The sequence below is a fragment of the Planktothrix sp. genome, assembly GCF_046067725.1.
Taxonomy (GTDB): Bacteria; Cyanobacteriota; Cyanobacteriia; order Cyanobacteriales; family Microcoleaceae; genus Planktothrix.
The window spans coordinates 15970-40863 of record NZ_JBJUDF010000165.1 but is presented as its reverse complement, the minus strand read 5'-3'; the positions used below and the strand labels follow the sequence as shown (position 1 = coordinate 40863).

At 38.9% G+C, this 24894-nt stretch carries 21 protein-coding genes; 16 read left to right on the top strand and 5 right to left on the bottom strand.

From position 1 onward, the window contains the following. Nucleotides 1–347: 347 nt before the first annotated feature. Nucleotides 348–1361 (top strand): DnaJ C-terminal domain-containing protein, encoded by a 1014-nt coding sequence (locus ACKPEB_RS09965; RefSeq protein WP_408964727.1) that lies wholly within the window; start codon nt 348–350, stop codon nt 1359–1361. 249 nt (nt 1362–1610) lie between these two features. Beyond that, the gene (locus tag ACKPEB_RS09960) at nt 1611–2213 is read left to right on the top strand and encodes a metal-dependent hydrolase (protein ID WP_408964726.1); all 603 of its coding nucleotides are present in this window, start codon (nt 1611–1613) and stop codon (nt 2211–2213) included. Between the two features lie 680 nt (nt 2214–2893). Here the strand turns inward: ACKPEB_RS09960 and speA are convergent. Further along, complete coding sequence (gene speA / locus ACKPEB_RS09955; protein ID WP_408964725.1) at nt 2894–4879, bottom strand: biosynthetic arginine decarboxylase; 1986 nt, start codon at nt 4877–4879, stop codon at nt 2894–2896. A gap of 130 nt (nt 4880–5009) precedes the next feature. Between speA and ndk the strand changes: the two genes are divergently transcribed. After that, nucleotides 5010–5459, top strand: coding sequence for a nucleoside-diphosphate kinase (ndk, locus tag ACKPEB_RS09950; RefSeq protein WP_408964739.1), 450 nt, complete (start codon nt 5010–5012; stop codon nt 5457–5459). A 44-nt stretch (nt 5460–5503) separates the two neighbouring features. On the opposite strand, the gene ACKPEB_RS09945 is transcribed toward ndk, so the two are convergent. Beyond that, nucleotides 5504–6202 (bottom strand): TerC family protein, encoded by a 699-nt coding sequence (locus ACKPEB_RS09945; protein ID WP_408964724.1) that lies wholly within the window; start codon nt 6200–6202, stop codon nt 5504–5506. Between the two features lie 241 nt (nt 6203–6443). Between ACKPEB_RS09945 and psaM the strand changes: the two genes are divergently transcribed. Together psaM and ACKPEB_RS09935 are read left to right on the top strand one after the other, a co-directional pair. Next, nucleotides 6444–6533 carry a photosystem I reaction center subunit XII gene (gene psaM / locus ACKPEB_RS09940; RefSeq protein WP_408964723.1) on the top strand — a complete coding sequence of 30 codons (90 nt, stop codon included), beginning with the start codon at nt 6444–6446 and terminating at the stop codon, nt 6531–6533. Nucleotides 6534–6891: 358 nt separating this feature from the next. Further along, complete coding sequence (locus ACKPEB_RS09935; RefSeq protein ID WP_408964722.1) at nt 6892–7329, top strand: hypothetical protein; 438 nt, start codon at nt 6892–6894, stop codon at nt 7327–7329. 19 nt (nt 7330–7348) lie between these two features. Here the strand turns inward: ACKPEB_RS09935 and ACKPEB_RS09930 are convergent, their stop codons facing one another. From ACKPEB_RS09930 to tilS, 3 genes are all read right to left on the bottom strand, one after another. Further along, complete coding sequence (locus ACKPEB_RS09930; protein ID WP_408964721.1) at nt 7349–10492, bottom strand: DUF2126 domain-containing protein; 3144 nt, start codon at nt 10490–10492, stop codon at nt 7349–7351. Between the two features lie 103 nt (nt 10493–10595). Further along, the gene (locus ACKPEB_RS09925) at nt 10596–11165 is read right to left on the bottom strand and encodes a zinc ribbon domain-containing protein (RefSeq protein WP_408964720.1); all 570 of its coding nucleotides are present in this window, start codon (nt 11163–11165) and stop codon (nt 10596–10598) included. An 89-nt stretch (nt 11166–11254) separates the two neighbouring features. Continuing rightward, on the bottom strand, nt 11255–12265 hold the full coding sequence (gene tilS / locus ACKPEB_RS09920) for a tRNA lysidine(34) synthetase TilS (RefSeq protein ID WP_408964719.1): 1011 nt from the start codon (nt 12263–12265) through the stop codon (nt 11255–11257). Nucleotides 12266–12325: 60 nt separating this feature from the next. Here tilS and ACKPEB_RS09915 point away from each other — a divergent pair, with 60 nt between their 5' ends. The 11 genes from ACKPEB_RS09915 (at nt 12326) to ACKPEB_RS09865 (ending at nt 24886) form a co-directional block, all read left to right on the top strand. Continuing rightward, complete coding sequence (locus ACKPEB_RS09915; RefSeq protein WP_408964718.1) at nt 12326–12775, top strand: SRPBCC domain-containing protein; 450 nt, start codon at nt 12326–12328, stop codon at nt 12773–12775. A 241-nt stretch (nt 12776–13016) separates the two neighbouring features. Next, complete coding sequence (locus ACKPEB_RS09910) at nt 13017–13868, top strand: hypothetical protein (protein ID WP_408964717.1); 852 nt, start codon at nt 13017–13019, stop codon at nt 13866–13868. Between the two features lie 3 nt (nt 13869–13871). Beyond that, nucleotides 13872–14474 (top strand): glycosyltransferase, encoded by a 603-nt coding sequence (locus ACKPEB_RS09905; RefSeq protein ID WP_408964716.1) that lies wholly within the window; start codon nt 13872–13874, stop codon nt 14472–14474. A gap of 47 nt (nt 14475–14521) precedes the next feature. After that, nucleotides 14522–15193 (top strand): glycosyltransferase, encoded by a 672-nt coding sequence (locus ACKPEB_RS09900; RefSeq protein ID WP_408964715.1) that lies wholly within the window; start codon nt 14522–14524, stop codon nt 15191–15193. A 182-nt stretch (nt 15194–15375) separates the two neighbouring features. After that, nucleotides 15376–17250 carry an asparagine synthase (glutamine-hydrolyzing) gene (asnB, locus tag ACKPEB_RS09895; protein WP_408964714.1) on the top strand — a complete coding sequence of 625 codons (1875 nt, stop codon included), beginning with the start codon at nt 15376–15378 and terminating at the stop codon, nt 17248–17250. A gap of 49 nt (nt 17251–17299) precedes the next feature. Further along, nucleotides 17300–18826 carry an FAD-dependent oxidoreductase gene (locus ACKPEB_RS09890; RefSeq protein ID WP_408964713.1) on the top strand — a complete coding sequence of 509 codons (1527 nt, stop codon included), beginning with the start codon at nt 17300–17302 and terminating at the stop codon, nt 18824–18826. A gap of 45 nt (nt 18827–18871) precedes the next feature. Next, nucleotides 18872–19879 (top strand): NAD-dependent epimerase/dehydratase family protein, encoded by a 1008-nt coding sequence (locus ACKPEB_RS09885; protein ID WP_408964712.1) that lies wholly within the window; start codon nt 18872–18874, stop codon nt 19877–19879. A gap of 44 nt (nt 19880–19923) precedes the next feature. Further along, complete coding sequence (locus ACKPEB_RS09880; RefSeq protein WP_408964711.1) at nt 19924–20724, top strand: acyltransferase; 801 nt, start codon at nt 19924–19926, stop codon at nt 20722–20724. Beyond that, nucleotides 20711–21655 carry an alpha/beta hydrolase gene (locus ACKPEB_RS09875; protein WP_408964710.1) on the top strand — a complete coding sequence of 315 codons (945 nt, stop codon included), beginning with the start codon at nt 20711–20713 and terminating at the stop codon, nt 21653–21655. Before ACKPEB_RS09880 ends, ACKPEB_RS09875 begins: the two co-directional genes overlap by 14 nt. Nucleotides 21656–21734: 79 nt before the next feature. Next, nucleotides 21735–22910: an acyltransferase family protein gene (locus ACKPEB_RS09870; protein ID WP_408964709.1), complete on the top strand. Its 1176-nt coding sequence runs from the start codon at nt 21735–21737 to the stop codon at nt 22908–22910. Nucleotides 22911–22981: 71 nt separating this feature from the next. Then, a complete protein-coding gene (locus tag ACKPEB_RS09865; RefSeq protein ID WP_408964708.1) occupies nt 22982–24886 on the top strand; it encodes a DUF4038 domain-containing protein in 1905 nt (634 codons plus the stop codon). Nucleotides 24887–24894 lie beyond the last annotated feature (8 nt).

Below are 24894 nucleotides of genomic sequence, written 5' to 3'. Positions count from 1 at the left end.
TCCTGGTAACGGTATTGATGACCGAGTCTTTTTTTAACTCTATGCTTTTATGATCCTAGCGATTCCTGAGCATCCTGGGTCATGTTTCCGTCGAGATCCCGCTTGGGAAAGTTCGGACATTGCGATCAGCCTATCAGCAACAACCGAACCCAATCAAGTTGAAAACCTTGATACGCTGTAAGAGAAGTTAATTACCATTGGGTTATGGAATCTCAGGTGTGGAAGCAATCCAACCCGATTCAGATTAAATTAAAATCACTGGCCATGAAGTGGCTGAACTATATTAATTAAAGAAGACTGTAACCAAATCCGTAGCTTCACAACACTGTATTGAGGAGAGGGGAAGAATGCCTGCCACTGATTATAAAGATTACTATGTGATTTTAGGATTGGACAAAACGGCAACGGCCGATGATATTAAAAAAGCCTACCGTAAACTGGCCCGTAAATATCACCCGGATATGAATCCAGGGAATAAACAAGCCGAAGCCCGTTTTAAGCAAGTTAACGAAGCTTATGAGGTCTTATCTGACTTGGATAAGCGTCGCAAATACGATCAATTTGGTCAATATTGGAATCAAGCCGGAAGTACAGGATGGCCCGGTGGGGCAGGCTCCAACGGCGATGTTAGCGGATTTGATTTTACTGACTTTAATAGTTTTGATGACTTTATTAACGCCCTTTTGGGTCGTGCTGGGGCGGGCGGGACTAGACCGGGAACGAATAGCAGTCGCAGTTCTTCCTATCGTACCCAAACCGCAGGGCCATCAGGATTTGGCGGCGGGGCTTATAATGATTTTTCCTCTGGATTTAATGGCCGAAATCCTTCTTCAGTACCCAATACTGAAGCCATCTTGACCCTCACCCTCAGTGAAGCGTTTCACGGGACTCAAAAACGATATGGGACTGGGGAAGTTACCATTCCAGCCGGAATGAAACCGGGGAGTAAGATTAGAGTTCGAGGTCAAGGTCAACTTGACCCCTACACCCAACAACGGGGAGATTTATACCTGAAAGTGGAACTTCAACCCCATCCCTTTTTCCAATTTGACGGAGAAAATCTGGTTTGTGAATTGCCTTTAACTCCTGATGAAGTGGTTTTAGGAACATCTGTTGAAGTTCCCACACCCGATGGAATGGTGACAATGAATATTCCCCCTGGAATTCGTTCAGGACAATCTTTACGGTTGCGGGGTAAAGGATGGCCAAAGCCCAAGGGTGGAGGACGTAGCGATCAATTGGTTAAAATTGTTGTGGTTCCGCCCAAAGAACTGAGCCCTAATGAACGAGAATATTATGAGAAAATTCGCTCTAGTCGGACGTTTAATCCCCGAACTAGCTTAAAAGAAATTAAACTCTAAAGGATACTTTCAGTATTGTCTGCTATTATTGGCTATTACTATTCAACTCAAAAAAAGAGTAGGGGTTTGGAGACCAAACCCTTTTTCCCTTGGTTTACTTTTCTAATCAAGTTTTTTTTCTACGGGTTTTGTGGTCAGTTTGCAATCGTTTTGTCTTAATAGATCTATTCTTTTTTGATTTCTAAAATCCTTGATTATAGAAAATCTTAAAGCTTCTGGGAATCACAATCTGATCACTGATTAGCAATTATGTCTACTCCTCTATTTCATGCAGCGACGGGGTATTTACTAGGTAAATATTTACCTGCCAATTTTATTCCTCTATCCTATCGGGTTCGTCGCTTTGATCTTAATATTCTATATCCAGTTTTTATTGCTACCTGTGCAGATTTTGATTTTATTCCTCAAATGTTAACAGGATTAAAGTTGCATCGGGGAATTAGCCATAGTTTAATATTTGCCTTGGGTTTTAGTCTTATTATAAGTTGGGTTGCTAGTAAAATTTGGAAAATCTCCTATTTCCAGTTATTTCGATTTACTTTAATTCTTTATAGTTCCCATTTATTCCTCGATTTCTTTGCTGAAGGACGAGGAATTAAACTGTTTTTACCTTTTTTAGATCAGTTTTTTAAATCACCTATTCTCGTTTTCCCTGGTATTCATTACTCCAGAGGATTATTTAATTTGAGTCATCTGATCCCCCTATTATACGAATTATTATTAACGGTTTTTCTGTATGGACTCTTGAATCAATGGCAAACTTATAACGCCCAAAAACGTCAGTTATCGACGGTTAGAAATAATATCCATCCCCATCCGAAACTTCGCTCAAAAGAGATCATTGAACACTAGATTTTTCCCGACTCCAGATTGAGTGCTAATAACCTGAGTATGATTGTATTAATCGTTGTCGCCCTACTGTGAAACTCCATAAAAAAAAGAAAATTAGGGTTTTAACCCTGGTTTCATCCCCAAAAGTATTCCTGAAGATGGAGATCACTGGTGCAAAATTGTCTAACTATGTAATCATAAAATTAAAGTTCAAAAATCAGTCAGTCGATCAGCACTGTCAGCACCCCCAAGCTGGCAATAGACTCTAATCTTTTTCGGGGAATCAATTCCCCTGAGCAGTCACTGAGTTGATCGCAGTGTCGTTCTTCCTCTCAGGTCTAAAGACGCTGAGTGTCCAAATTTCCATGCTTTTTTTATGACAACTACAAAGGATTACATCCCGTCCGAAAAATATCGCCAAATGCTAGTCCGTGATGGCGAGCGCCGTTTTAAGGAATGGCATAACAACTTCTTGAATTACCAACAGGTATTTCTGGAAGATATGAACAAACGCAAAGCCAAATAATTTTTAAATCAGTTCGATCAAGTGATCGCACTTTAACTCACTTGAGTTCCATATCAGATGGAGTCGTTGATTTTCCAGAGCGAGTCAGAGCTTGAAACCTTGACTATAGGTTCACAAGCTTTTGACATCGCTCAATTAGTTTAATGTCGATACTTCCATGAACTACCCTACGGAATTAATGCAGATAGGTATAACGTCGCAAACTGCGTTCATAGTTTTGTAAAAGCAGTTGAGATTCTTCTAAAGTAATCTGATTTGATTCTAATGCGTGTTCGGTTTGACGACGAATACTTTCGATTAAATCCTCTGTATCATACTGAACATAACTTAATACTTCGTTCATGGTATCTCCTTTAATCACGTATTCAATTTGATACCCTTGGGGAGTCAGTTTAATATGAACTACATTCGTATCCCCAAATAAATTATGTAGACTTCCCATAATTTCTTGATAAGCGCCTGCTAAGAACATTCCTAAATAATAAGGTTGTTTTGGTTGGAGATTTTGAACAGAATTTGAGGACTGTTCTAAGGAATGTAATTCTAAAACATATTTAATATCCCGTAAATCAATAAATTGATCAATTTTGCCATCACTATCGCAGGTTAAATCCGCTAAAGTTGCCCGTTTTGTAGGTTCTTCATCTAATCGATGAATAGGCATAATGGGGAATAATTGATCAATGGCCCAAGTATCCGGGGCAGATTTAAAGACCGAAAGATTGACATAATATATTGAAGCCATGATTTTTTCTAAATCTTCTAATTCATCAGGAAGGTAATCGGCATTCCTAACAATTTCTAAAATTTTTCGGCAACAAGCCCAATAAAGTTTTTCTGCTTTTGCCCGATCACTTAAACTTAAATAACCAAAGTTAAATAAACTGATTGCCTCTCCTTTAAATTGAGTTGCATCGTGATACGCTTCTTGATAATTATCTTCATTAATTGAGCGATAAGTATCATCTAAATTTCTTAAAATCAGATGATCTTTTTCAGCAATAATCGGCGGTTCTTCCCTGGGGATATCGCTGGTTCCTAAGACATCAAAAACTAATACGGATTGATGGGATGCGATCGCGCGTCCACTTTCACTAATTAACGTCGGAACTGGTAATTTTCGCTCCTCACAAGCTTCTTTAACCTCCGCTACAACGTCATTGGCATAATTTTGCATATTATAGTTTTTAGAGGCGTGGAAATTGGTTTTAGAGCCATCATAATCAACCCCTAAACCTCCACCCACATCAAAATATTTCATATTCGCTCCTAATTCAGCTAATTCGACATAAATTTGACTGGCTTCTTGGAGGGCTTCTTTAATGACACTAATGGAAGAAATTTGAGAACCAATATGAAAATGTAACAATTGCAAACAATCTAACATCTCAACTTGTTTCAAGCGTTCTACAACTTCCATAATTTCTGGAATGGTTAAGCCAAATTTAGCGCGATCGCCCGTTGAACCGCCCCAACGTCCCATGCCTTTTGTACTTAATTTAGCTCGGACTCCCACAATCGGACGGATACCTAATTGTTGACTCGCAGCTATGACTAAATCGACTTCTTCAATTTGTTCTAAAACAATAATGGCTGTTTGTCCCAATCGTTGAGCTAAAAGAGCAGTATGAATATATTCTTGATCTTTATAGCCATTACAAATCAACAAGGAATCGGGATTTTTTAATAAGGCTAAAGCAATTAATAATTCCGGTTTTGATCCGGCTTCCAATCCAAAATGATAAGGTTGACCAAAGCGAACTAAATCTTCGAGTAAATGGCGTTCTTGATTACATTTAACCGGATAAACCCCGCGATAAACACCGGGGTAACTATAACGGGCGATCGCTTTAGCAAAACAAGCATTTAATCGTTCAATGCGGTCTTCGAGAATATCAGGAAATCGAATTAATAAAGGTAATTCAATATTGCGACTTTTTAAAGATTCAACTAATTTTAATAAATCTAAAGATCCCCCTCGGTTAGCTTTCGGGGAAACCGTGACATGACCCGCAGCATTAATGGAAAAATAAGGATCACCCCATCCTTGAATGCGGTAGAGTTTTTCACTGTCTTCAATTGTCCAGGTTTTTTTGACCGTCACCTGGGAAGCATTTGTGGAGGGAGTTTCTGTGGTAGGAGTGATTGCGTTGACGTCCATCTTGATTTTATCCTTGCCGTTGATCAACCATCAGACAGTTTAACGGGTTCAGTTAAGAATGACTAGCAATCTGTCACCTGGGATACGGTAATCTTAATTGTGAACTTTAATGACAGTTAAGGAGATTCCCTTGGAACGGACATTTATTGCGATTAAACCCGATGGCGTTCAGCGTGGACTCGTGGGCGAAATTATTCGGCGTTTTGAAACCAAAGGGTTTACCCTAGTGGGGCTGAAACTGCTCATCCCCTCTCAGGAATTAGCAGAAAAACACTATGCAGTCCACAAAGAAAGACCCTTTTTCTATAGTTTAGTGTCTTTTATTACTTCTGGCCCGATTGTGGCAATGGTCTGGGAAGGAGATGGTGTGGTAGCATCGGCGCGTAAAATCATCGGTGCTACGAACCCATTAAACGCTGAACCCGGAACCATTCGGGGTGATTTTGGAATCAATATTGGTCGCAATATTATTCATGGTTCCGATGCGATTGAAACTGCACAAAACGAAATCAGCTTATGGTTTAGTGATGCAGAATTAGCCAATTGGGAACCCACGATTAAACCTTGGTTAGTTGAGTAGGTGAACAGGGGTTAGCGGTTAAATCTATCGTTAACCCTGAACCATTAGGGATTACTCGGAGAACTACTGGTTCGTTGGGAAAATCCCCAAGCAAATAAACTTAAGGTGAGAACCACCATTAACCATTCCGGGGGGACTAAAGCTTGATCAATGACTCGCAATAATAAGCGTAATCCGACTAACCCAACCGTTAAATATCCGGCGGTTTCTAAATAGACATATTCTTTTAACCATTGAATAAATAAACTTGCCATAAATCGTAGGATAATAATTCCGACGGTAGCCCCAGTAATCACTAACCAAGCTCGATCTGAAATCGCGATCGCCGCCGTCACACTATCGAGGGAAAAGGCAAGATCCGTAATGGCAATCAAAGGTAAAACTTGCCAGAATGATCGATAACGAACCTCTTTTTCTGATTCATCTTCCTGACTTTTATTGGTAAAATATCGAAAAACCAGCCACAGTAAATATAAAGCTCCTAACAATTCAAATTGCCAAAACTTAATCACCCAAGTCGCTGTTATAATCAAAAGAATTCTTAAAATAAAAGCCATCAATAAGCCGATATTCAGAGCTTTATTTTGAAGCTTTGTATCTTCTAACCCACAAGCTATAGAAGCTAAAGCAATCGCATTATCCGCAGATAATACCGCTTCTAATGCAATTAAAATTGGTAATAAAACGAGAAGATTTAACTCTAAATTTCGAGAAAACTCAAAAACGTGATCAAGGTCTAACATTAAGAATTGATAATTTCCATAGGGTTCTAATTGTAAATTATATTGGAGTTTGACGTTTTCGGGGTTAATGAATTGAGAGGGGGAGTACCCGGAACAGGGGAACAAGAGTGTCCCGCTCCCTAACCGTCAACGGTCTACATCCCACCTTTTTCAACTTTTTGTTACAATGCTCTTCCCAAAACGTCCAAATTAGTTGACATTGGTGAACGATTATCTCAATTTATGAAGGAGCTATTCAACAATGACGGATACTCAAGTGTATATTGCTCTAGTCGTTGCCTTAATCCCTGGAATTTTAGCTTTCCGTTTGGCTACAGAACTCTATAAATAAAAAGTACACAGGAAGCAGAAGGGTTAAGAGTCGGGAGTGCGGAGTCCGAAGGAACAAGGCTATCGGGTTTAGGATGTCGGGAAAAACTTAGAACTTCATGATTTCTCCTCCTGTTCTCCTGTTCCTGGGACTTCTCCAACCTACCCCCTGCTTCCGGTATCTGTCTCGACAGAAAATATTAAGAGTACAGACAATTATCGCCTGAATGGGATAGAGTATTGTGTGTTAACTCGGTCAAACTGTCGAGGCAGTTTTTTATGGGAATCCGAATTTGATGTCAATTGTTGCATCGGTGTTCGGGAAACTTATCATTGACTGCGGCTTGGCTCGACTGAATTGTTATCTGAATTAAACGATCATGTCTGCGACTCGACCTATTCCCTACAATCGTCAACCTGCTCAAGTCTCTCGTCGTTCCCGTGCGCGTCGAATTCCCCAGCAACAACTGAGCCAAAACCTTCGCCTTCTCACGGTTGAAACCACCATCAAGTTAGGGGTGAATTTAATTTTATCGGCTTTTTCCCTATCTGCCTTAATTCAGATTTTGCCGCAACATCGTTTAGCGTCTGAAAAATTACAAGATATTCGGGCTGAGGTCAAAATCACCCAGGAACGGGTGATGAAAGAACAGGAAGAATTTAGCCGTTATTTCGATCCCAAGCAAACCCAAAGTCTGATGATGGAACAAGGGACTCGAATTGATCCTAGCCAAAAACCCATTATTTTCTTAGAAAAAACCTTCTCAGAAACTGCTGAATTAACGGATGAAACTACATCCTATGCCGGTTTAGAATAATTTTACCCTTTTTTGAAAGTTAGGGAATTTGTCGTAAATCTAAGGTTAAAGGATATTCAGGATTGAGGTGTAACGGGGGAATTTTCATCAACCCTGGGGTATGCCCCATTGTAATAAATCGTTCTAACATTCGACTTTCTGCTTCTCGATGATTGACGGGAAATTGGAGATAAATTTTCCCATTCGGAGGATTGACAAAATAAGTACATCCGCCAATAGAACGGTTAGCCCAAGTATCAACAATATCAAAAATTAACGGATCATGGGGGTTAATGGAGGGATGTAAAATTGAGGCATATCGTCGGGCTCTAAATCGCACCGCCCCGACATATTCCCCAGGATTTCCAGTCGATTTTAACGGAATCGGACGACCTTGACAAGTGACAATATATCGAGCGGAATAGCTATCAATATTGGGAGAATTTCCTAACGCATTGCTTAATTTTACTTGTAGTCTTTCCATAGAAGAATCAACATAACGGGCGGTATTTCCCGATACAGTTTCTTCTCCTAAAACGTGCCAAGGTTCAATAGCATGACGCAGTTCTAATTCCACACCTTCTTTTATGATTTCTCCGTAACGGGGAAAACGAAATTCAAAAAATGGGGCAAACCAATCCAAATCAAAGTGATAACCAATGGTTTTTAAATCCCCCAAAACGGCTTTTAAATCTTCTCCTAAATAATGCGGTAACATAAACCGATCATGAAGGGTTGTTCCCCAACGAATTAACGGATAGTTATAAGGTTTTTCCCAAAACCAAGCCACTAATGCTCGAATTAATAACAATTGTAATAAGTTCATGCGCGGATGGGGCGGCATGGCAAACGCTCTAAATTCTAACAATCCTAATTGATTTCTAGGGTTTTCAATCGGGTATAATTTATCAATACAAAACGCCGAACGGTGGGTATTACCCGTAATATCAATTAATAAATTCCTTAATAATCGATCTACTAATTCAGGCGGAATCTGCTCATTAGGTGTTAACTGTTGAAAGGCGATTTCTAAATCATATAAACTTTCGTGTCGAGCTTCATCAACACGGGGAGATTGACTGGTTGGCCCGACAAATAAATCGGAGAATAAAAACGTTAAACAAGGATGATTTTGCCAATAAGTAATTAAACTTCTTAATAAATCAGGACGACGCAATAAGGGACTATCATAAACGGTTTTTCCACCCAGGGTTACATGAGCACCTCCCCCCGTTGGAATTCTACGCCCATCTAAGAGATATTTTTCCGTTCCTAAACGGCATAATCTCGCTTCTTCATATAAAGTTGTGGTAATTTCAACTAATTCTTTCCAATTAGAAGCCGGATGAATATTAACTTCAATCACTCCGGGGTCAGGAGTAATTTGAAACCCAATAATTTCTGTATTACCCGGCGGGGTATATCCTTCTAAAATGACAGGATATTGAACCTGGGCGGCTGTTTTTTCAATGGTAGCAATTAAATCAACAAAACTGCGCGCCGAGCTTACAGGAGGCAGGAAAACGTGAATTTTTCCTTGTCGAGCTTCTACACTTAAAGCAACTCGAATCGAATTAATCGGAGATTCTAAAGGTTCAGAACTCGGAACAATTGGGGTATGATTTAAAGGAAGAACCGCTTCCTGTTCCAGTTCATCTTGATGCCAATTTAAAGAGCTTAAGGGTAAGCGAAACCCGATGGGAGAAGTTCCTGGTAATAGTTCAATTTTGTTAGAATTCGGTAATCGCCAAAGACAACTACTCCAGTGAATCTGATCCCCTTTAAAGATAGGTAAAATCGGTAAGGTATATCCAGCAATGATATTAGAATTGGGTTCATAAGCTTGAATAATACAGTCGGATTTTACCCCTAAATTTTTAACTAATGCTTCGATAAAAATTAAGGCATCTTGTTGAATATAACCATAATCTTGATCTTCTTGAGCATACAGTTCTGGATTTTGCCATAACGGAACGTGATCTTTTCGCCAATAACATCCTAATGCCCAACGAGGTAAGATTTCCCCTGGATACCATTTACCTAATCCATAATGGAGTAATCCTCCCTTTTGAGTAAATTTATCTTGTAAACGGGTGAGGAGTTGTCCAGCGAGTTGACGTTTTTCTTCACCTAATGCGGCGATGCGCCATTGAGGAGATTCAAAATCATCAATAGAAACAAATGTAGGTTCTCCTCCCATAGTTAAACCCACATTTAAACGTTGTAAATCAACTTCAACTTGTTCTCCTAAATCCTGAATAATTTGCCATTGTTCTTCCGTATAAGGTTTCGTAACTCTCGGAATTTCATAATAACGAGAAACCGTAACCGCAAAGTTTAATTTTGACTCACAAGGTTCAAAGGTTCCTTGAACTGGACGAGCTTCTAAAGGGTCAGCAACACACATTAATGGAATATGACCTTCTGCGGTAATTAAACCCGATGTCGGGTCAAGTCCTAGCCAACCGGCACCGGGTAAATACACCTCAACCCAAGCGTGTAAATCGGCATTATCTTGTAATGGCCCCGGTTCTCCATCTAACGGAGGAATATCATTCCTGAGTTGAATTAAATATCCCGAAACAAATCGGGTAGCTAATCCATAATGACGTAAAATTTGTACTAATAACCAAGCGGTATCTCGACAGGAACCAATTTTTTTCTCTAGGGTTTCTTCACAGGTTTGGATTCCAGGTTCAAATCTAACTTGATATTCAATGGTTTGGGATAGTTTCTGATTTAATTCTAATAAAAAATCAAGAATATAAAGATTTTTTTTATAATTAATATCAACCCAATTTTTTAATAATTCTCCCGATTCCCGAATCTCTAAAAAAGGAATCAATTCTTGAGCTAATCTAGTTTCATATTCAAACGGATAGTTTGCTGCATAACTTTCAATAAAAAAGTTGAAGGGATTAATCGGTTGAATTTGGGCGATTAAATCCACTTCAATTTGTAAAAAATCAGTGCTTTCTGGAAAGTTAACTCGCGCTAAAAAATTGCCATCATGATCTTGTAGCCAGGTGAGTTGATAATGGGCGGGGAAAATTTTCAGGGAATAACTTAAAATCGGTGTTCGACAATGGGGAGATGGACGTAATCCCAATGTATGAGGCCCTAGAATAACAGACCGTTCAAACTGATAGGAAATCTGGTGATTTAGACTAACTTTAATAGACATTTTTCCGATATAAATTGTTAACTGTTGACCGTTTGGGAGTGACTGTTAACTGTTAACGGTTGGCCATTGCAAAAGTACCCATTGCCGATTCCCGATTCACGAATTATTGATGATGAATAGGATGTCCACAACTGGAGCAAAATCGGTCTTCGGGTTTAACAGATGCCCCACATTGGGTGCAGAAACGCTGGGTTTGGGGTGTATTTTGGGGTGCAGGTGAACCCATTCGCATTCCCATATTTCCCATTCGCATTTCCATCGGGTTCATGCTCATCTGCATATTCCCCATGTTCAGGTTCATCGGTTCCATGGGTTTCATCGGCGGCATGGGTTTTAGGCTTTCCACTCCCGGCATCGGGGAAACGGGTAAAGTAGCCACTTCATGAACAGGCAATTGTTCTGAGTCTTTCGCCAATGGCATTGAACTGATGACACTGACACCACTGCCTTGAATTTGTAAGGTTTTTTCCCCTTGTTCTGATGTAATTTTCAGCACCATACCATAAGGCGTTTGAAACACCTGGGGCGGCGAACTCCAAACCCCAGTTGTAAAACTGTTACTGGCTTGTTGCTGTTGTCCTGGACTGCTACTCATCAAGGTGACAACGGTTTGCAGACCTTGATTTTCTAAATAAACTCTTTGACCCGCCCCTAGTTCGCATACATACGCCATAGGAAGGCTCCTTTGTCAACTCTATACTCTGCATTGTAGGGTTGTGTTTTGCAAAGAATAAAAGTTCTTAACAATTGTATTAGAAACTTTCAATCAAAAACGATCCAGTCTCGGTCTACTCTTGCCATCGCGCCCCCCGGAAAAGGATCGGTTTGGCTACGGTTGGGGGCTGAAATTAAAAAGATTAATTTTTCAATTTGTTCAAAGTTAGGAGTTGTTGACATAACTTGTTGTAAAACTTTACGACAAACTCGACGTTGTAGGGCTTCATGGGCTTGACGTAAAATTAACCGATTGATTTTTAAGGAGTTTTGACTGTTATTTTCTAAGAATACAACTTGTTGAAACAACGTTTCGGTTAAGGAGTCTAAATAGTCAACTTCTGCACGTAGTAATTCAGCTGTTTGTGCGAGATGGGATTCAACTTGAGGATTAAAATGGGTTTGTAAATAGGGTAACAATTCTTGGCGAATTCGGTTACGAGCATAATGTAAATCATTATTAGTTGTATCGACCCAAATTTTTAAGTTATTTTCTTGACAAAACTGCCCGGTTTGTTCACGGGAAATTTCTAATAAGGGACGAACTAACTGAATAGAAGCCATTAAATTGGTTTCAAGAAGAGGAGATTCTAAAAGTAGAGGACGTTGCCAAGTTAACGCTTGTAAACCATCGGCACCACTACCCCGGATTAAATTATAAAGTAAGGTTTCGGCGCGATCGCTTTTGGTATGACCTGTAACCACATAAGAAAAATGATGGTTTTGGGCAATTTGACTCAAAACTTGATATCTCCATTGTCGGGCGGCGGCTTCTGTCTTGGGAATCACTTCAGCCGTTTCTCGATAAAATTTGATCTGCCAAGTCTGGGCTAATTGTTCAATATAATCCCCATTAACTTGAGAGTCAGAACGCCAGCAATGATCACAATAAACTATTGCAATTTGCCACTGCCATTTCGGTTGTAAATCTAATAATAATTTGATTAAACATAAGGAATCTTGCCCCCCAGAGACAGCAACTAATAACCGTTGAGAGGCAGGTAACAATTGACGCGTTCGTAGGGTACGATGCAGTTGACTATGTAATAAAGTCCACATTTTATAGCTGACTAAAAATAGGTTAATCTAAGAAGAGGACAAATTTAGTCTATAACTCTTATGACTCGTTTATATACAGAAATTAAAATAGAAGCTTCTCAGCGAAAAGTTTGGTATGCCTTATATGAAAAGCAAGATTGGTTTAAGTGGAATACATTTTTATGGGATCGAAATCCCAATCAACCGTTTATTTTAAACCAAGAAGTCACCTTAGCAGTACGTCGGCGCCCCCATGAAGAAGAAACGGTGTTTCAACCTTTAGTCCAGGTGTTACAACCGGAAATTTGCTTAAGTTGGATAGCAGAAATTCCAGGGTTTCGCAACCAAACTGTATTTGAACTTCAAGAAATCGGTCTGGGACGCACAAAATATATCTATCACCAGGAGTTTTCAGGGTGGTTAACCCGCGTGTTTTTACCCTTTATTCAAGAAGACGAAAAACGGGGAATGGAACGAATGGCGTATGAGTTAAAAGAATATGTCGAAGGACAGAGAACGGGAAGTCATTAAGTTGATCAGGGGCTATGCTTTACAGAAGCTTTACATAAATCCGACTGAAATGTGTTGATTCTTCACAAAAACCCCGTGACTTTGATAAGGATAGAGGTTAACATTAATTCTTAAGTTGGATAGTACCCGTACATTATCAAATACCCGTGATTTATTACGCTTAAATTCAAGTAAAGCGGTTAAATATACTGGGTATAGTATGAGTAGAGTTAATCTTCACTAGACTCTAAAAAGTTGCTCTATGATGACTTCAACCAATGCAACCCAACCGATTTGGGCTGATGCTCATGTTCACATCTATGACTGCTATGACCTAGAAGAATTTTTGAATGCGGCACTCAAAAATTTTAATACCACGGCTCAAAAGTCAGGGTATTCCCAAGCCGAAACAGCCCTTTTGTTTTTAACAGAAACCAGTAAAGATCATTATTTCCAGAAACTCATTGAATCCATTCAGTCTGATGGAAATTCTAACCTGATGCTGAAGGATTGGAGCCTTTTGGGAACCCAAGAAAACTGTTCTGTTTATGCCAAACATTCAACGGGACAAGGTATTTTTATTTTTGCAGGTCGTCAAGTGGTTACCGTTGAAGAGCTCGAAGTTCTTGCCTTATTAACGGCGGAGGAATTTTCGGATCGTTTACCGATTGAAACGACAATTCAACAGGTAATTTCAAAGGGCGGTATTCCCCTTATTCCTTGGGGTTTTGGCAAATGGATGGGAGAACGAGGCACGATTATTAGCCGTTTATTAGAACAAAAAGAATCCTTTCCTTTGTTTCTCGGTGATAACGGAGGTCGTCCTACCTTTTGGAGTCAACCTGTTTATTTTAAACAGGCAAAAGAGCGAGGATTAAGAATTTTACCCGGAACTGATCCCCTGCCCTTTGCTTCCGAATCTTGGCGACCCGGAAGTTTTGGATTTGCCATTCAAGGTATCCTTGATTTTAACAAACCGGCCCAAAGTATTAAGGAAATTTTATTAGATCCTAATACTCAACTGCAATGCTATGGAACCTTGGAAACTCCCCTGCGTTTTATTCGCAATCAAATTGCGATGCAACTGGTTAAACGGATGAGAAAAAAAGGATAAATTATGAAAGCATTAGTGATAGCTCCCCAACCTGTTTATACCCCGCGTGGCACTCCTTTTAGCGTCTATTATCGCACCCTAATTACAGCCGAATTAGGGGTTGATATTGATTTACTGACCTATGGCGAAGGTCAAGATTTAGATATTCCAGGGGTTCGGATTATTAGAATTCCCAGTTTTCCGATGTTTGGAAATGTTAAAATCGGCCCTTCTAAACTGAAGTTATTTTTAGATATTTTTATTACCCTGTGGACAATTGCTTTACTGATTAAAAATCATTATGATTTTGTTCACGCTCATGAGGAAGCAATCTTTATTTGTGCACTGTTTAAACCTTTGTTTAAATTCCGCCTGATTTATGATATGCACTCTAGTCTTCCTGAACAGTTAACGAATTTTAGATTTACGACCTCTCAATGGTTAATTGATTTGTTTAAAGCGATGGAAGATGCTTGTTTACACACCTCCGATGCCACCATTACCATCTGTCCAAGTTTATATAACTATGCTTTAGGAGTAATTGGGGATCAACAAAAAGTTTTCTTGATTGAAAATTCGATTTTTGATGAAGTTCAAGTTGCTCCAAAACTTCTTAAATTTTATTAATGGATTCGTTATAACCCCAATCTTAATCACAAGGAGATCTACCCCCAATGACTCAATCAAATATTAACAAAAAATTAAGCGTTCCCCCAGAGATTTTTCATAAGCATTTAGTGATTTATGCAGGAACCTTAGAGTCTTATCAAGGAATTGATTTATTATTAGAAGCCTTTGTTTTTGTTGCTAAAGCTGATCCCGAAGCCTTTTTATTAATTGTTGGGGGAAGTTCTGAACAAACACAATTATTCTCCAATTTAGCAACAGAACTGGGAATTAATCAACAGTGTTTATTTACAGGTCGGGTTGAACAATCTTTAGCGCAACATTATGCCAATCAAGCTAAAGTTCAAGTTTCACCCCGTCGCAGTGGCACCAATACCCCCTTAAAAGTCTATCAACAATTAGCCAGTGGAGTTCCTTTAGTAGCCACTTGCATTTATTCTCATACTCAAGTTTTAAATGATTCGGTCGCTTTCTTAGTTGAACCCGAACCTCAAGATTTAGGACGAGGAATTCTTCAAGCTTTAACGAATGAAGCGGAAGCTCAACAAAAAGCGAAAAACGCTCAAACCCTGTATCAAGAAAAATATTCCCGTGAAGTTTATACCCAGAAAATGATTAATTTATTAGAGTTTGTCACCCAAACTCTGATTAAAAAGCCAGAAGATTCTAACGGTTTAGAAATATCCTCGGCTAAGGGTTTAAACTTAAAATCGAGTTAAGCTAAAATCGGGTTTCTGAGAATCAGGTTGCTGGATGATTCAGAAGCCCGATTTTGCAAATGGGAAAACTTGCCGAACCCATTCATTTTAATTAAAATAGAGCCAACTTAGCGGGGAATCATTAAACCCTAAGTGTAGAGTCCTTTCCTTTTTAATACAGATCCGTTAGGGGATTAAAATCGATGTGTGGAATAACAGGTGTCGCGGCTTTCAAGGGTTCACCTCACCCCACCCTAGAACAGTTAAAAACCATGTGTGATAGCATTTTTCATCGAGGGCCCGATCAAGATGGAATGCACATTCAAGACGGGGTTGCATTAGGAATGCGGCGGTTGTCAATCATCGATTTAAGCGGTGGACGACAACCGATTTTTAACCAAGATCGCACAATTTTAACAGTTTTCAATGGGGAAATTTATAACTTCCGTGAATTGCGGAGCAAACTTGAATCCAAGGGTTATACTTTTGCCACCAAAACCGATACAGAAGTGATTGTTTATGCCTATGAAGAATATGGAATTGAGTTTCCGAAATATCTGAATGGAATGTTTGCCATTGCCCTTCATGATACCGTTCAGAAAAAACTATATTTAGTTCGAGATCATTTAGGAATTAAACCCCTTTATTATGCCTTTAATCAAAACGATTTAGTTTGGGGATCAGAAATTAAAGCCATTTTAGCCAGTGGACGGGTTGAAAAAACCTTAGACTTGGATGCTTTAGGGGAATATTTAGCTTGGGAATATGTACCCGGAAAAGCTACCTTATTTAAGGAAATTCGGCAATTAGAACCCGGACAACTGTTAGAAATTAACTTAGAAAATCCCCGATGTGAACCGCAAACGTATTGGGATATTCCCAGGACGAAAGAAATTGAATTATCCGATGAAGAATGGGCGGATAAAGTTGAAGCACAACTAAGAAAATCGGTGACAATGCAACTGGTGAGTGATGTTCCTTTGGGTGCATTTCTTTCGGGCGGTGTTGATTCTTCCCTGACCGTGGCGTTAATGGGGAAAGCTCAAACCTATAGTATTGGGTTTGATGATCCCTCCTATAATGAGTTGCAATGGTCGGAAAAAGTGGCGGCTTATTTAGGAGTTGAACATATCAATGAAGTGATTCAACCCAATGTAGTCGAATTATTTGAACATTTAATGTATTTCCTCGATGATCCCATCGGGGATTTTTCAATTTTTCCCACCTATTTAGTGTCTCGGTTAGCACGTCAATATGTGACGGTTTCTTTAAGTGGAGATGGCGGCGATGAATTGTTTGGCGGGTATGAAACTTATTTAGCGGATGAAAAAGCCCGACAATATCAAAAAATTCCGGCGATTTTCCGTAAAAATTTAATTGAACCTTTAATTAAATCTCTGCGTCCTCAACCTCAGAAAAAAGGGTTAGTGAATAAAGCTAAACGATTTATTGAAGGGTTAGAAAATCCTGTGGATTTATCCCATGCTCGCTGGCGAATTTTTGCCGGAGATACGGTGCGATCGCAATTATTTACAGCCGAAGCTAATCAAGAATTAGTCACACCTTCCGCCGCTCATATTATTGATTTATTCAATAAAGCAGGCGATCGCCAACCGCAAAATCGCAGTATGTATGTAGATGTCAAAAGCTATTTAAGCGATGACATTTTAGTGAAAGTTGATCGAATGTCGATGGCGGTTTCTTTGGAGTCACGAGTGCCCTATCTTGATGCCGATTTAGTAGAGTTAGCCTTCCAAATTCCTGAACGCTTAAAAGTCACCCCAGGAGAAACCAAAGTGCTGTTAAAATCAGTTGCTGCCCGTCACGTTCCCGCAGAATGTGTGTATCGTCCCAAGGAAGGATTTAGTATTCCGATTAAAAATTGGTTGTGTAATGAATTTCGGCCGTTAATGGAAGAATTATTGAGTGATCAAGCCATTCGAGATCAAGGAATTTTCCAAGTTAAGACCATTAAAAGACTGAAACAGGAACATCTAGCTGGAATGGCAAACCATAGCCATATTTTATGGTCATTAATTGTGTTTCAAAGTTGGTATAAACGCTGGCTAAAAAACTAATTTTATACTTAATTTTGTTCAATTTTTAACTATAAACCTTCTATTTGCTATGACAACAATTACTCGAAATCCATCAAACGCAGCCCAATCTTCCTATAATTTGATTATTATTGGTGGAGGAATTTACGGTGCAATGCTAACCTTAGAAGCTGCTCGAAGAAATCTGCGAGCACTCTTAATAGAAAAAGCCGATTTTGGCGGAGCCACCAGTTACAATAGTCTCCGCATTGTTCATGGAGGATTTCGTTATTTACAAACCTTAGATTTACCTCGATTTTATGAATCTGTTGGAGAACGAAAATGGTTTCTTAAAACCTTCCCTGAATTAGTCAAACCCCTCTCCTGTTTAATGCCTTTATATGGCAAGGGATTACGTCGTCCTCCGATTTTATTAACGGCTTTAAAACTTAACGATACTCTATCTTTTACTCGAAACCAAGGCATTCGTCCTGACCGTCATTTACCCCCCGGAAAAGTCATCAAAACCGAAGCAGTGAAAGCCATTTTTCCGAATGTTGATTCTGAAGGATTACAAGCTGGAGCCATTTGGTATGATGCCTGTATGCCCGATTCTCAACGGTTAGTCATAGGGGCTTTACGTTGGGCTTGTTCCTTGGGAGCAACGGCGTTAAACTATGTAGAAGCTCAGGATTTGTTAAAAGTTAATCAAACGGTTTCCGGGGTTGTAGCGCAAGATCAATTAACCGGAGAAACCCACGAATATCAAGGAAAAATTGTGGTGAATGCTGCTGGCCCCTGGTGTCGAGAATTAGCGGCGAATTTTGATCGAGAGGTTCCCAATCTATTCTATAAATCTATCGCTTGGAATATCCTTTTTGATCGAGCGAGTTTATCCGATTTTGCCTTAGCCATTGAACCTAAAAAACCGAATGCTCAAACCTATTTTCTCCACCCCTGGAAAGGACGATTATTAGCAGGAACTATTCATAACCCTTGGTTTAAAACTATTGAAGCCAACCCCATCCCCGACCCTTCAGAAATTAGCGAATTTATTGATAATCTTAATTTTGCTATTCCGGGGTTAAAGTTAAGTCAAAGTCAAATTCTTCGAGTTTTTTCGGGTTTACTTCCGGCGGAAGAACCTAATAGTAAAGAACTAGCTGTTCGGGAAGTAATTTTAAATCATGAAACTCTGCCTCAAGGCATCAAAGGTTTGTATAGTATTTCTGGGGTTAAATTTACAACCGCTCGTTTAGTTGCCGAAAAAACGATTCAGCAAATTTTCCCTCAACTTTCACCCGTTGATGCAACAGAAATTGCACCCGCAGAAGCACAACGCCTCCAAGGGTTGTATGATTATCATTGGTATCCTCAACCGGAACTCAATGATTGTTCCGAGGAACTCAAGGATATTATTAAAAATGAATCGGTACAGCATTTAGATGATTTAATTCTGCGTCGCACCAGCTTAGGAGATAATCCCCAACGGGCATTAAAAATTGCCCCTATGATTTGCAAACTGTTTAATTGGGATGACTCAAAATCTAAACAAGAAATTCAACGTTTAGAAGAGTTTTATCAACGGTGTGGGATGGCAGAATGGGCTAAAATCTAATCAATAAAATTCATTTTTTTAATAGCATTTAGAGGAGGAAAACCAATGAAAGCTTTAGTGACAGGGGCTAACGGATTTACAGGCAGTTATTTGACCAAACATTTACTTGATAAAGGCTATCAAGTTCGAGTCTTAGTTCGTAAAAATTCTAATCAAAGTGCCCTAGAAGGATTACCCATTGAATATTCCTTTGCTGATATTGCTGATGATAATCCCTTGGATGATTCGGTGATGGAGGGGGTGGATGTGGTTTATCATATTGCGGCATTATATCGAGCAGAAAATGTACCCAGAGAATATTTTTGGGATGTAAATGTTAAGGGAACTCGTAAAGTTTTAGAAGCCGCGAAAAAAGCCAATGTTAAACGGTTTGTTCATTGCAGTACCGTTGGGGTTCAGGGGGAAATTAAAAACCCTCCCGCTAAAGAAGAAGATCCTTATTCACCCGGAGATTATTATCAAGAATCTAAAATGGATGGGGAACTGTTGGCGTTAGATTTCTTTAAAAAAGAAAATTTAGCCGGGTCTGTGGTGCGTCCTGTAGGTATTTATGGCCCTGGAGATTTACGGTTTCTCAAACTGTTTAAATATATCTACAGTGGCAAATTTAAAATGATTGGCAGTGGGGAAGTTCTCTATCACATGACCTATGTGGAAGATTTAGCCGCAGGTATTGCATTAGCCGGAGAAAAAGAAGCCGCAATTGGTGAAATTTTAACCATTGGTGGGAAGGAATTTGTCACGTTAAATCAATTGGTTCAAAAAATTGCAGATATCTATAATAAACCCGTTTCTAAGTTTAAAATTCCCGTTTGGCCGGTTTGGTGGGCGGGTTATTTATGCGAACTGATTTGTTTACCCTTCAATATTTCTCCCCCGATTTATCGCCGTCGGGTTGATTTCTTTATTAAAGACCGGGCGTTTGATATTTCTAAAGCTAAAAAATTATTAGGTTATGAACCTAAAGTTCCCTTGGATGAAGGGTTAAGAAAAACAGCATTATGGTATAAAGATTCTGGGTTATTAGAATCATCAACCGCCCTGAAATCTTAGTTTTTATTCCTTTAGTTGGGTGGGCAATGCCCACCTTATAGATCATGACAGAAACTCGCCAAGTTATTAATAAAGTTTCTTTATCAGAACAACTGAATCAATCGGAATCATCTTTATTAAAACGCTATCAAATGAAAGCGTTAGGAACGAATGATTTAGGGCATTTTATTCAATATGAATTAGCTAATTTTTTCTTTAGCAATTTATCGGGTGCGTTCGGTTATATTGCTCGAAAATCTGCCTATAAAGGATTATTTAAAAGTACGGGTAGCGGGATTATTTTAGGCAAAGGACTTGTTTTACGTCATCCTAAAAAAGTAACATTAGGCGACCGAGTAGCCATTGATGATTATGTTTTAATTGATGCCAGTGGTGCGGGAGATGACGGCATTCAGTTAGGAAATGATGTAATTATTTCTCGAAATTGTGTCATTCAAGGGAAAATAGGGGGAATTTCTATTGGTCAAAAAACTGATTTAGGCTGTAATACAATTTTATCTTCGAGTGGGGGAATATCCATTGGAAGTTCCGTTTTAATTGCTGGTAACTGTTATATTGGAGGCGGTCGATATATCACAGACCGTCTGGATATTCCCATGATGGAACAAGGGGTGTTTACCAGAGGAAAAATTATCATTCAAGATGATGTTTGGTTGGGAGCCAGTTCAGTTGTTTTAGATGGTGTTAAAATTGGTAAAGGCTGTATTATTGGAGCCGGATCCGTGGTGACAAAGGATTTACCAGACTATGCCATTGCTGCGGGTGTTCCTGCAAAAATTATTAAAATGCGAACCGAAGCCAACGATGTTGTAAATCCTCCTTCTAGCCATTATGTCACAACCTAAATTATATTCTTTTCTTGCCCAAACCTACCCTCAAGTTAAACCGTTATATCAACTGTTGAGATATCGTTATCATCAACTTGATTTGTTCAAACAATCATCTTTTGAAAAACTACAATCTATTCCTTATAAACCGACTCAAACAGTCTCTTTCGTTGCCAATAATTTACAATTAAAAGGAGATTTATATCTTCCTCAAAATGCAGAGACTGCTCCTACCTTAATTCTGTTACACGGGTCTTCAATTTTAGGTCGAAAATTGCCGATTATCCCTGCTCTAGCTCAAGGGTTTCAACAGCAAGGATATCGGGTTTTTGCCTTTGATCTTCGTGCTCATGGAGAATCTGAACAACCTAAAACTTATACAACCGATGCCTTTAATTTTGCTCAGGATGTCACCGCAGCTATTGATTATTTAAAGGTTAATTTTCCGAATCAAAATTCAGAAATTTATGTTTTAGGACATTCCTTTGGCGGCGGTGTAACGATGGCGTCTCAAGCTCAAGAATCTCGAATTTCTAAAGCCGTTGTTTTCGCGCCTCCCCGTCGGTTACAAGAACGGTTTTTAAATCCTGAAGCACCAGAAAAAGAAAAGTTAATGTTTCGTTGGCAAATTGATATGCAGCTTCCTAAACCCCTAGAATTTGACTTTTGGAAACCCGTGATGGAAGCTTTAGATATCAAAACTTATTTAAAGGATTTTACCCAACCTCAACATATTCCTTTATTACTGATAGATGCTGAATTTGAACCTGCTGAAGATTTAGAATTTTTAAGGAATTTATCTGAAAAAATGGTTCCTCCTGTTGAGTATTGGACAGTTCCTAAAGCAGATCACTATTTGAATACGGGGTTAATCTTAAATGCTTCATTTGTTCAGGGAACAGCGATCACAACTTTTGTTAATTTTGTAGATAATTGGTTAAAAAAATAAAGTAGCAAACACTTTTTGTAATATCATTTTTTTAATATTTACCGAGTTTTAGATTCTATTAACCCAGGTAGCATTGATTATGAAACCAACTATTTTGAACCTCACAGATTTTTGTAAAGGACTCGCCATCGCACTTGTTTTTTTAGTTCATTATCGAGGCGGTTGGTTTGGATGGCAAGGAGTTCATATTTTTATTATTTTAAGTGGTTTTGGGTTAGCTTATTCCTGTGCTAAAAAACCTCAAACCTTCTCTTGGTTAGATTGGTTTAGCCGTCGCATGAGGCGGGTGCTTCCAGTGTATTGGATAGCGGTTTTATTGTCTTTTCCTCTCTTAGCTTATTTAAGCAATTTCAATTTTGCTGTGATTCGGACAATTTTAGATTTTTTTCTGCTCACAAACGTTTTTGAAAATTTCCGAGGACAAGCTACCGGAGCCTTTTGGTATGTTCCCTTTATTATCGGGGCTTATTTACTTTTTCCTTTATTATACAATCGCTTTAAAAAATATGCGACTTGGCAAGGGTATTTAATGATTTTGTTAGTAACTTTAGCCATTGAATTTATTTATCGAGGAATTGCAATTTATTATTTAGATGGACTTCCCATCGCCCATAGCGATAAATTTTTAGAGGTTATTCCCAGAGACGTTCATGCTCTAAACCACTATCCCGATTGGTTTTTTGGCTTTTTCCAACGCCGATCTCCCTTTGGGTTTATTCTAGCCCGGATTGGGGAATTTACCTTGGGAATAGTGGCTGGATTAGCATTTGCTAACAATAGTAATCTTGTGAATCAAATTGTGATTAATTTCTATATCGGATGGCTAGGGGTTGTGATTTGGCTGGTGGGACAAGCCTTGCTTTATGTAGGATTATGGGGCTGGATTTTTACAGATTTTGTCATTGCTTTAGGGATGATTCTTTGGATGATTAACTTAGCTAATTTCAGTCAGAAAAAAATTCCCCTTCTCTTCCAAAGTTTAACCGGAATCGGAATTTGGTCATATTACATTTACTTGAGCCATCAACCCTTTACCCGTCTGTTTTCCGAACTAGAACGTTATATTATCTTTCAAAATCCTAACGGGCTGACTCATATCATGATTGAACTGATACTGTTAGGCGCGACTATTGCTAGTGCTTATTTAGCAAGTGATTTACTGCGTCGATTTGATCAGTCTGCATTTCCAGCTAAAATCATTGATCAATGTCTTCCTGTCTTTAATTATTTGTTTAGACCTTTCAAAAATCTTTAATTCTCCCGACTTCTATCCGGTCTATTCGGCTGATTATTTCAAATTCACCCTAGAATAAAAAACGAAGAATCATGAAAAATTCCCTCAAATTTTATTCTTTCTGTAAAGTCATTATTTTCAATGGCATTCTAATCAGTTCAATCCTAGCTTGTCGTCCCACTCCAGAAGCCAATTCTCAGACAGAAACGCTGTTAGAACCCATTAATGATGGCCCTGTTGTTAATGCGGGTTTTTCCCAAGTGTTCCCGGCTAAAAAATCAGTTCAACTACAGGGAAATGTGACTTATTTAGGAGATTCAAATTCTCTAAAAACTCAATGGCAAAAAATTAGTGGCCCTGGAAATGTAACCTTTCAAAATCCTCAACTTCCTAACACAACTGTACAATTTTCTCAACCCGGAACTTATGTTTTACAGTTAACCGCAAAAGCTGGAGAACAATCGATCACGGATCAAGTTACAGTTCAAGTCAAACCGATTTCTCAAGCCCAAATTCCAGCGTTTAGTATTTTTGAACAGACCTTTACCCATTCAGGAACTTATCAAAATCCTTACACTGAAGTTGAAGCGATTGCAACTTTAACAACCCCGAACGGTGAAACTCAAATCATCCCTTTATTTTGGGATGGGGGGACAACTTGGAAACTAAGATTTTCGCCGAATCTCGAAGGAAGTTGGAAATGGTCGGTTCAATCAAATGATGCCGGATTAAATAACAAATCAGGGTCATTTCAAACCATTGCCGCCGAAAGCAAAGGCGGAATTCGAGTTAATCCTGAATATCCCCATCATTTTATTTATCAAGATGGAACTCCGTTTTGGTTATTAGGGGATACCCATTGGACATTATTTAATAATAACCCTAAAGAAAACTTAGATCGCAACGTTGTTAAACAATATATTGATACACGCGCCAAACAAGGATTTAATTTTATCCATTCTAACTTAATGTCTCTCTCTCAAAATGAAGGGGGATCTGCCTTTGATAACATTTCGGAAGAAAGATTAAATCCGGGTTATTGGCAAGAAGTTGACTCTCGGATCAAATTCTTAAATCAAAATGGAATCACCTCTATGTTATTCTTAACTTGGGCAAAAGATGGCGTTTCCAAAAATGATTGGAGAGCCTTTCCTAATGAAGCTGCACGGTTGCGATATGCTCGTTATATTGTCGGTCGTTATAGTGCGTTTAATGTTGCCTTTACCGTGGCGGGAGAATGGAATGAATATGGCAAAAAATCCATGTATGAACAGATTGCTCAAGAAATTGTTAAATTTGACCCCCATCAACGATTAATTGGCATTCACCCTGGAGAATTAAGCTATAGTGTCGCTGAATTTGCTGCCAAAGATTGGATGTCTTTTGCCGATTACCAACAAAACTATACTCAATTACATCAACGAGTTTTAGAGCAGCTTAAGTATAATAAACCTGTCGTTAATTCAGAATATGCTTATTATTTACGAGATCAAAATGAGGATGGAAAAGTTGATAAACCCAATAGTGCCACTTTAGATGACATTCGCCATTCAAGTTGGGATATTGTTATGGCGGGTGGCTATTTTGTCACAGGTTGGGGAACTACTTATTTTGGAGGAATTCGTCAGCCGGGGCCTTTTAACGTCAATGATCCGAAAAATGATGATTGGGAAGCACAAGTTCAACACATTCCTAAACTGTTTAAAACTTTAGATTGGTGGAAATTTAAACCCATAGACCGACGGATTAAAGGAGAGGGAACCCGTTATCTCTTAGCCAACGATGATCAACAGTTTATTGTTTATGTTCGGAATACGAACAAACCCCTCTCCTTAAACTTGGAATTAGATACACCCGTTTCCTATACCCTGCAACTTTATAATCCTCGGTTGGGTGAATTTTCTGACCTTCCCAATTTTACAGGAAAAAATACTATCCAACTCAAGCCACCGACTGACGAAGATTGGGTATTTGTTTTAAAAAAAATCAACAAATAAAGGTGTTT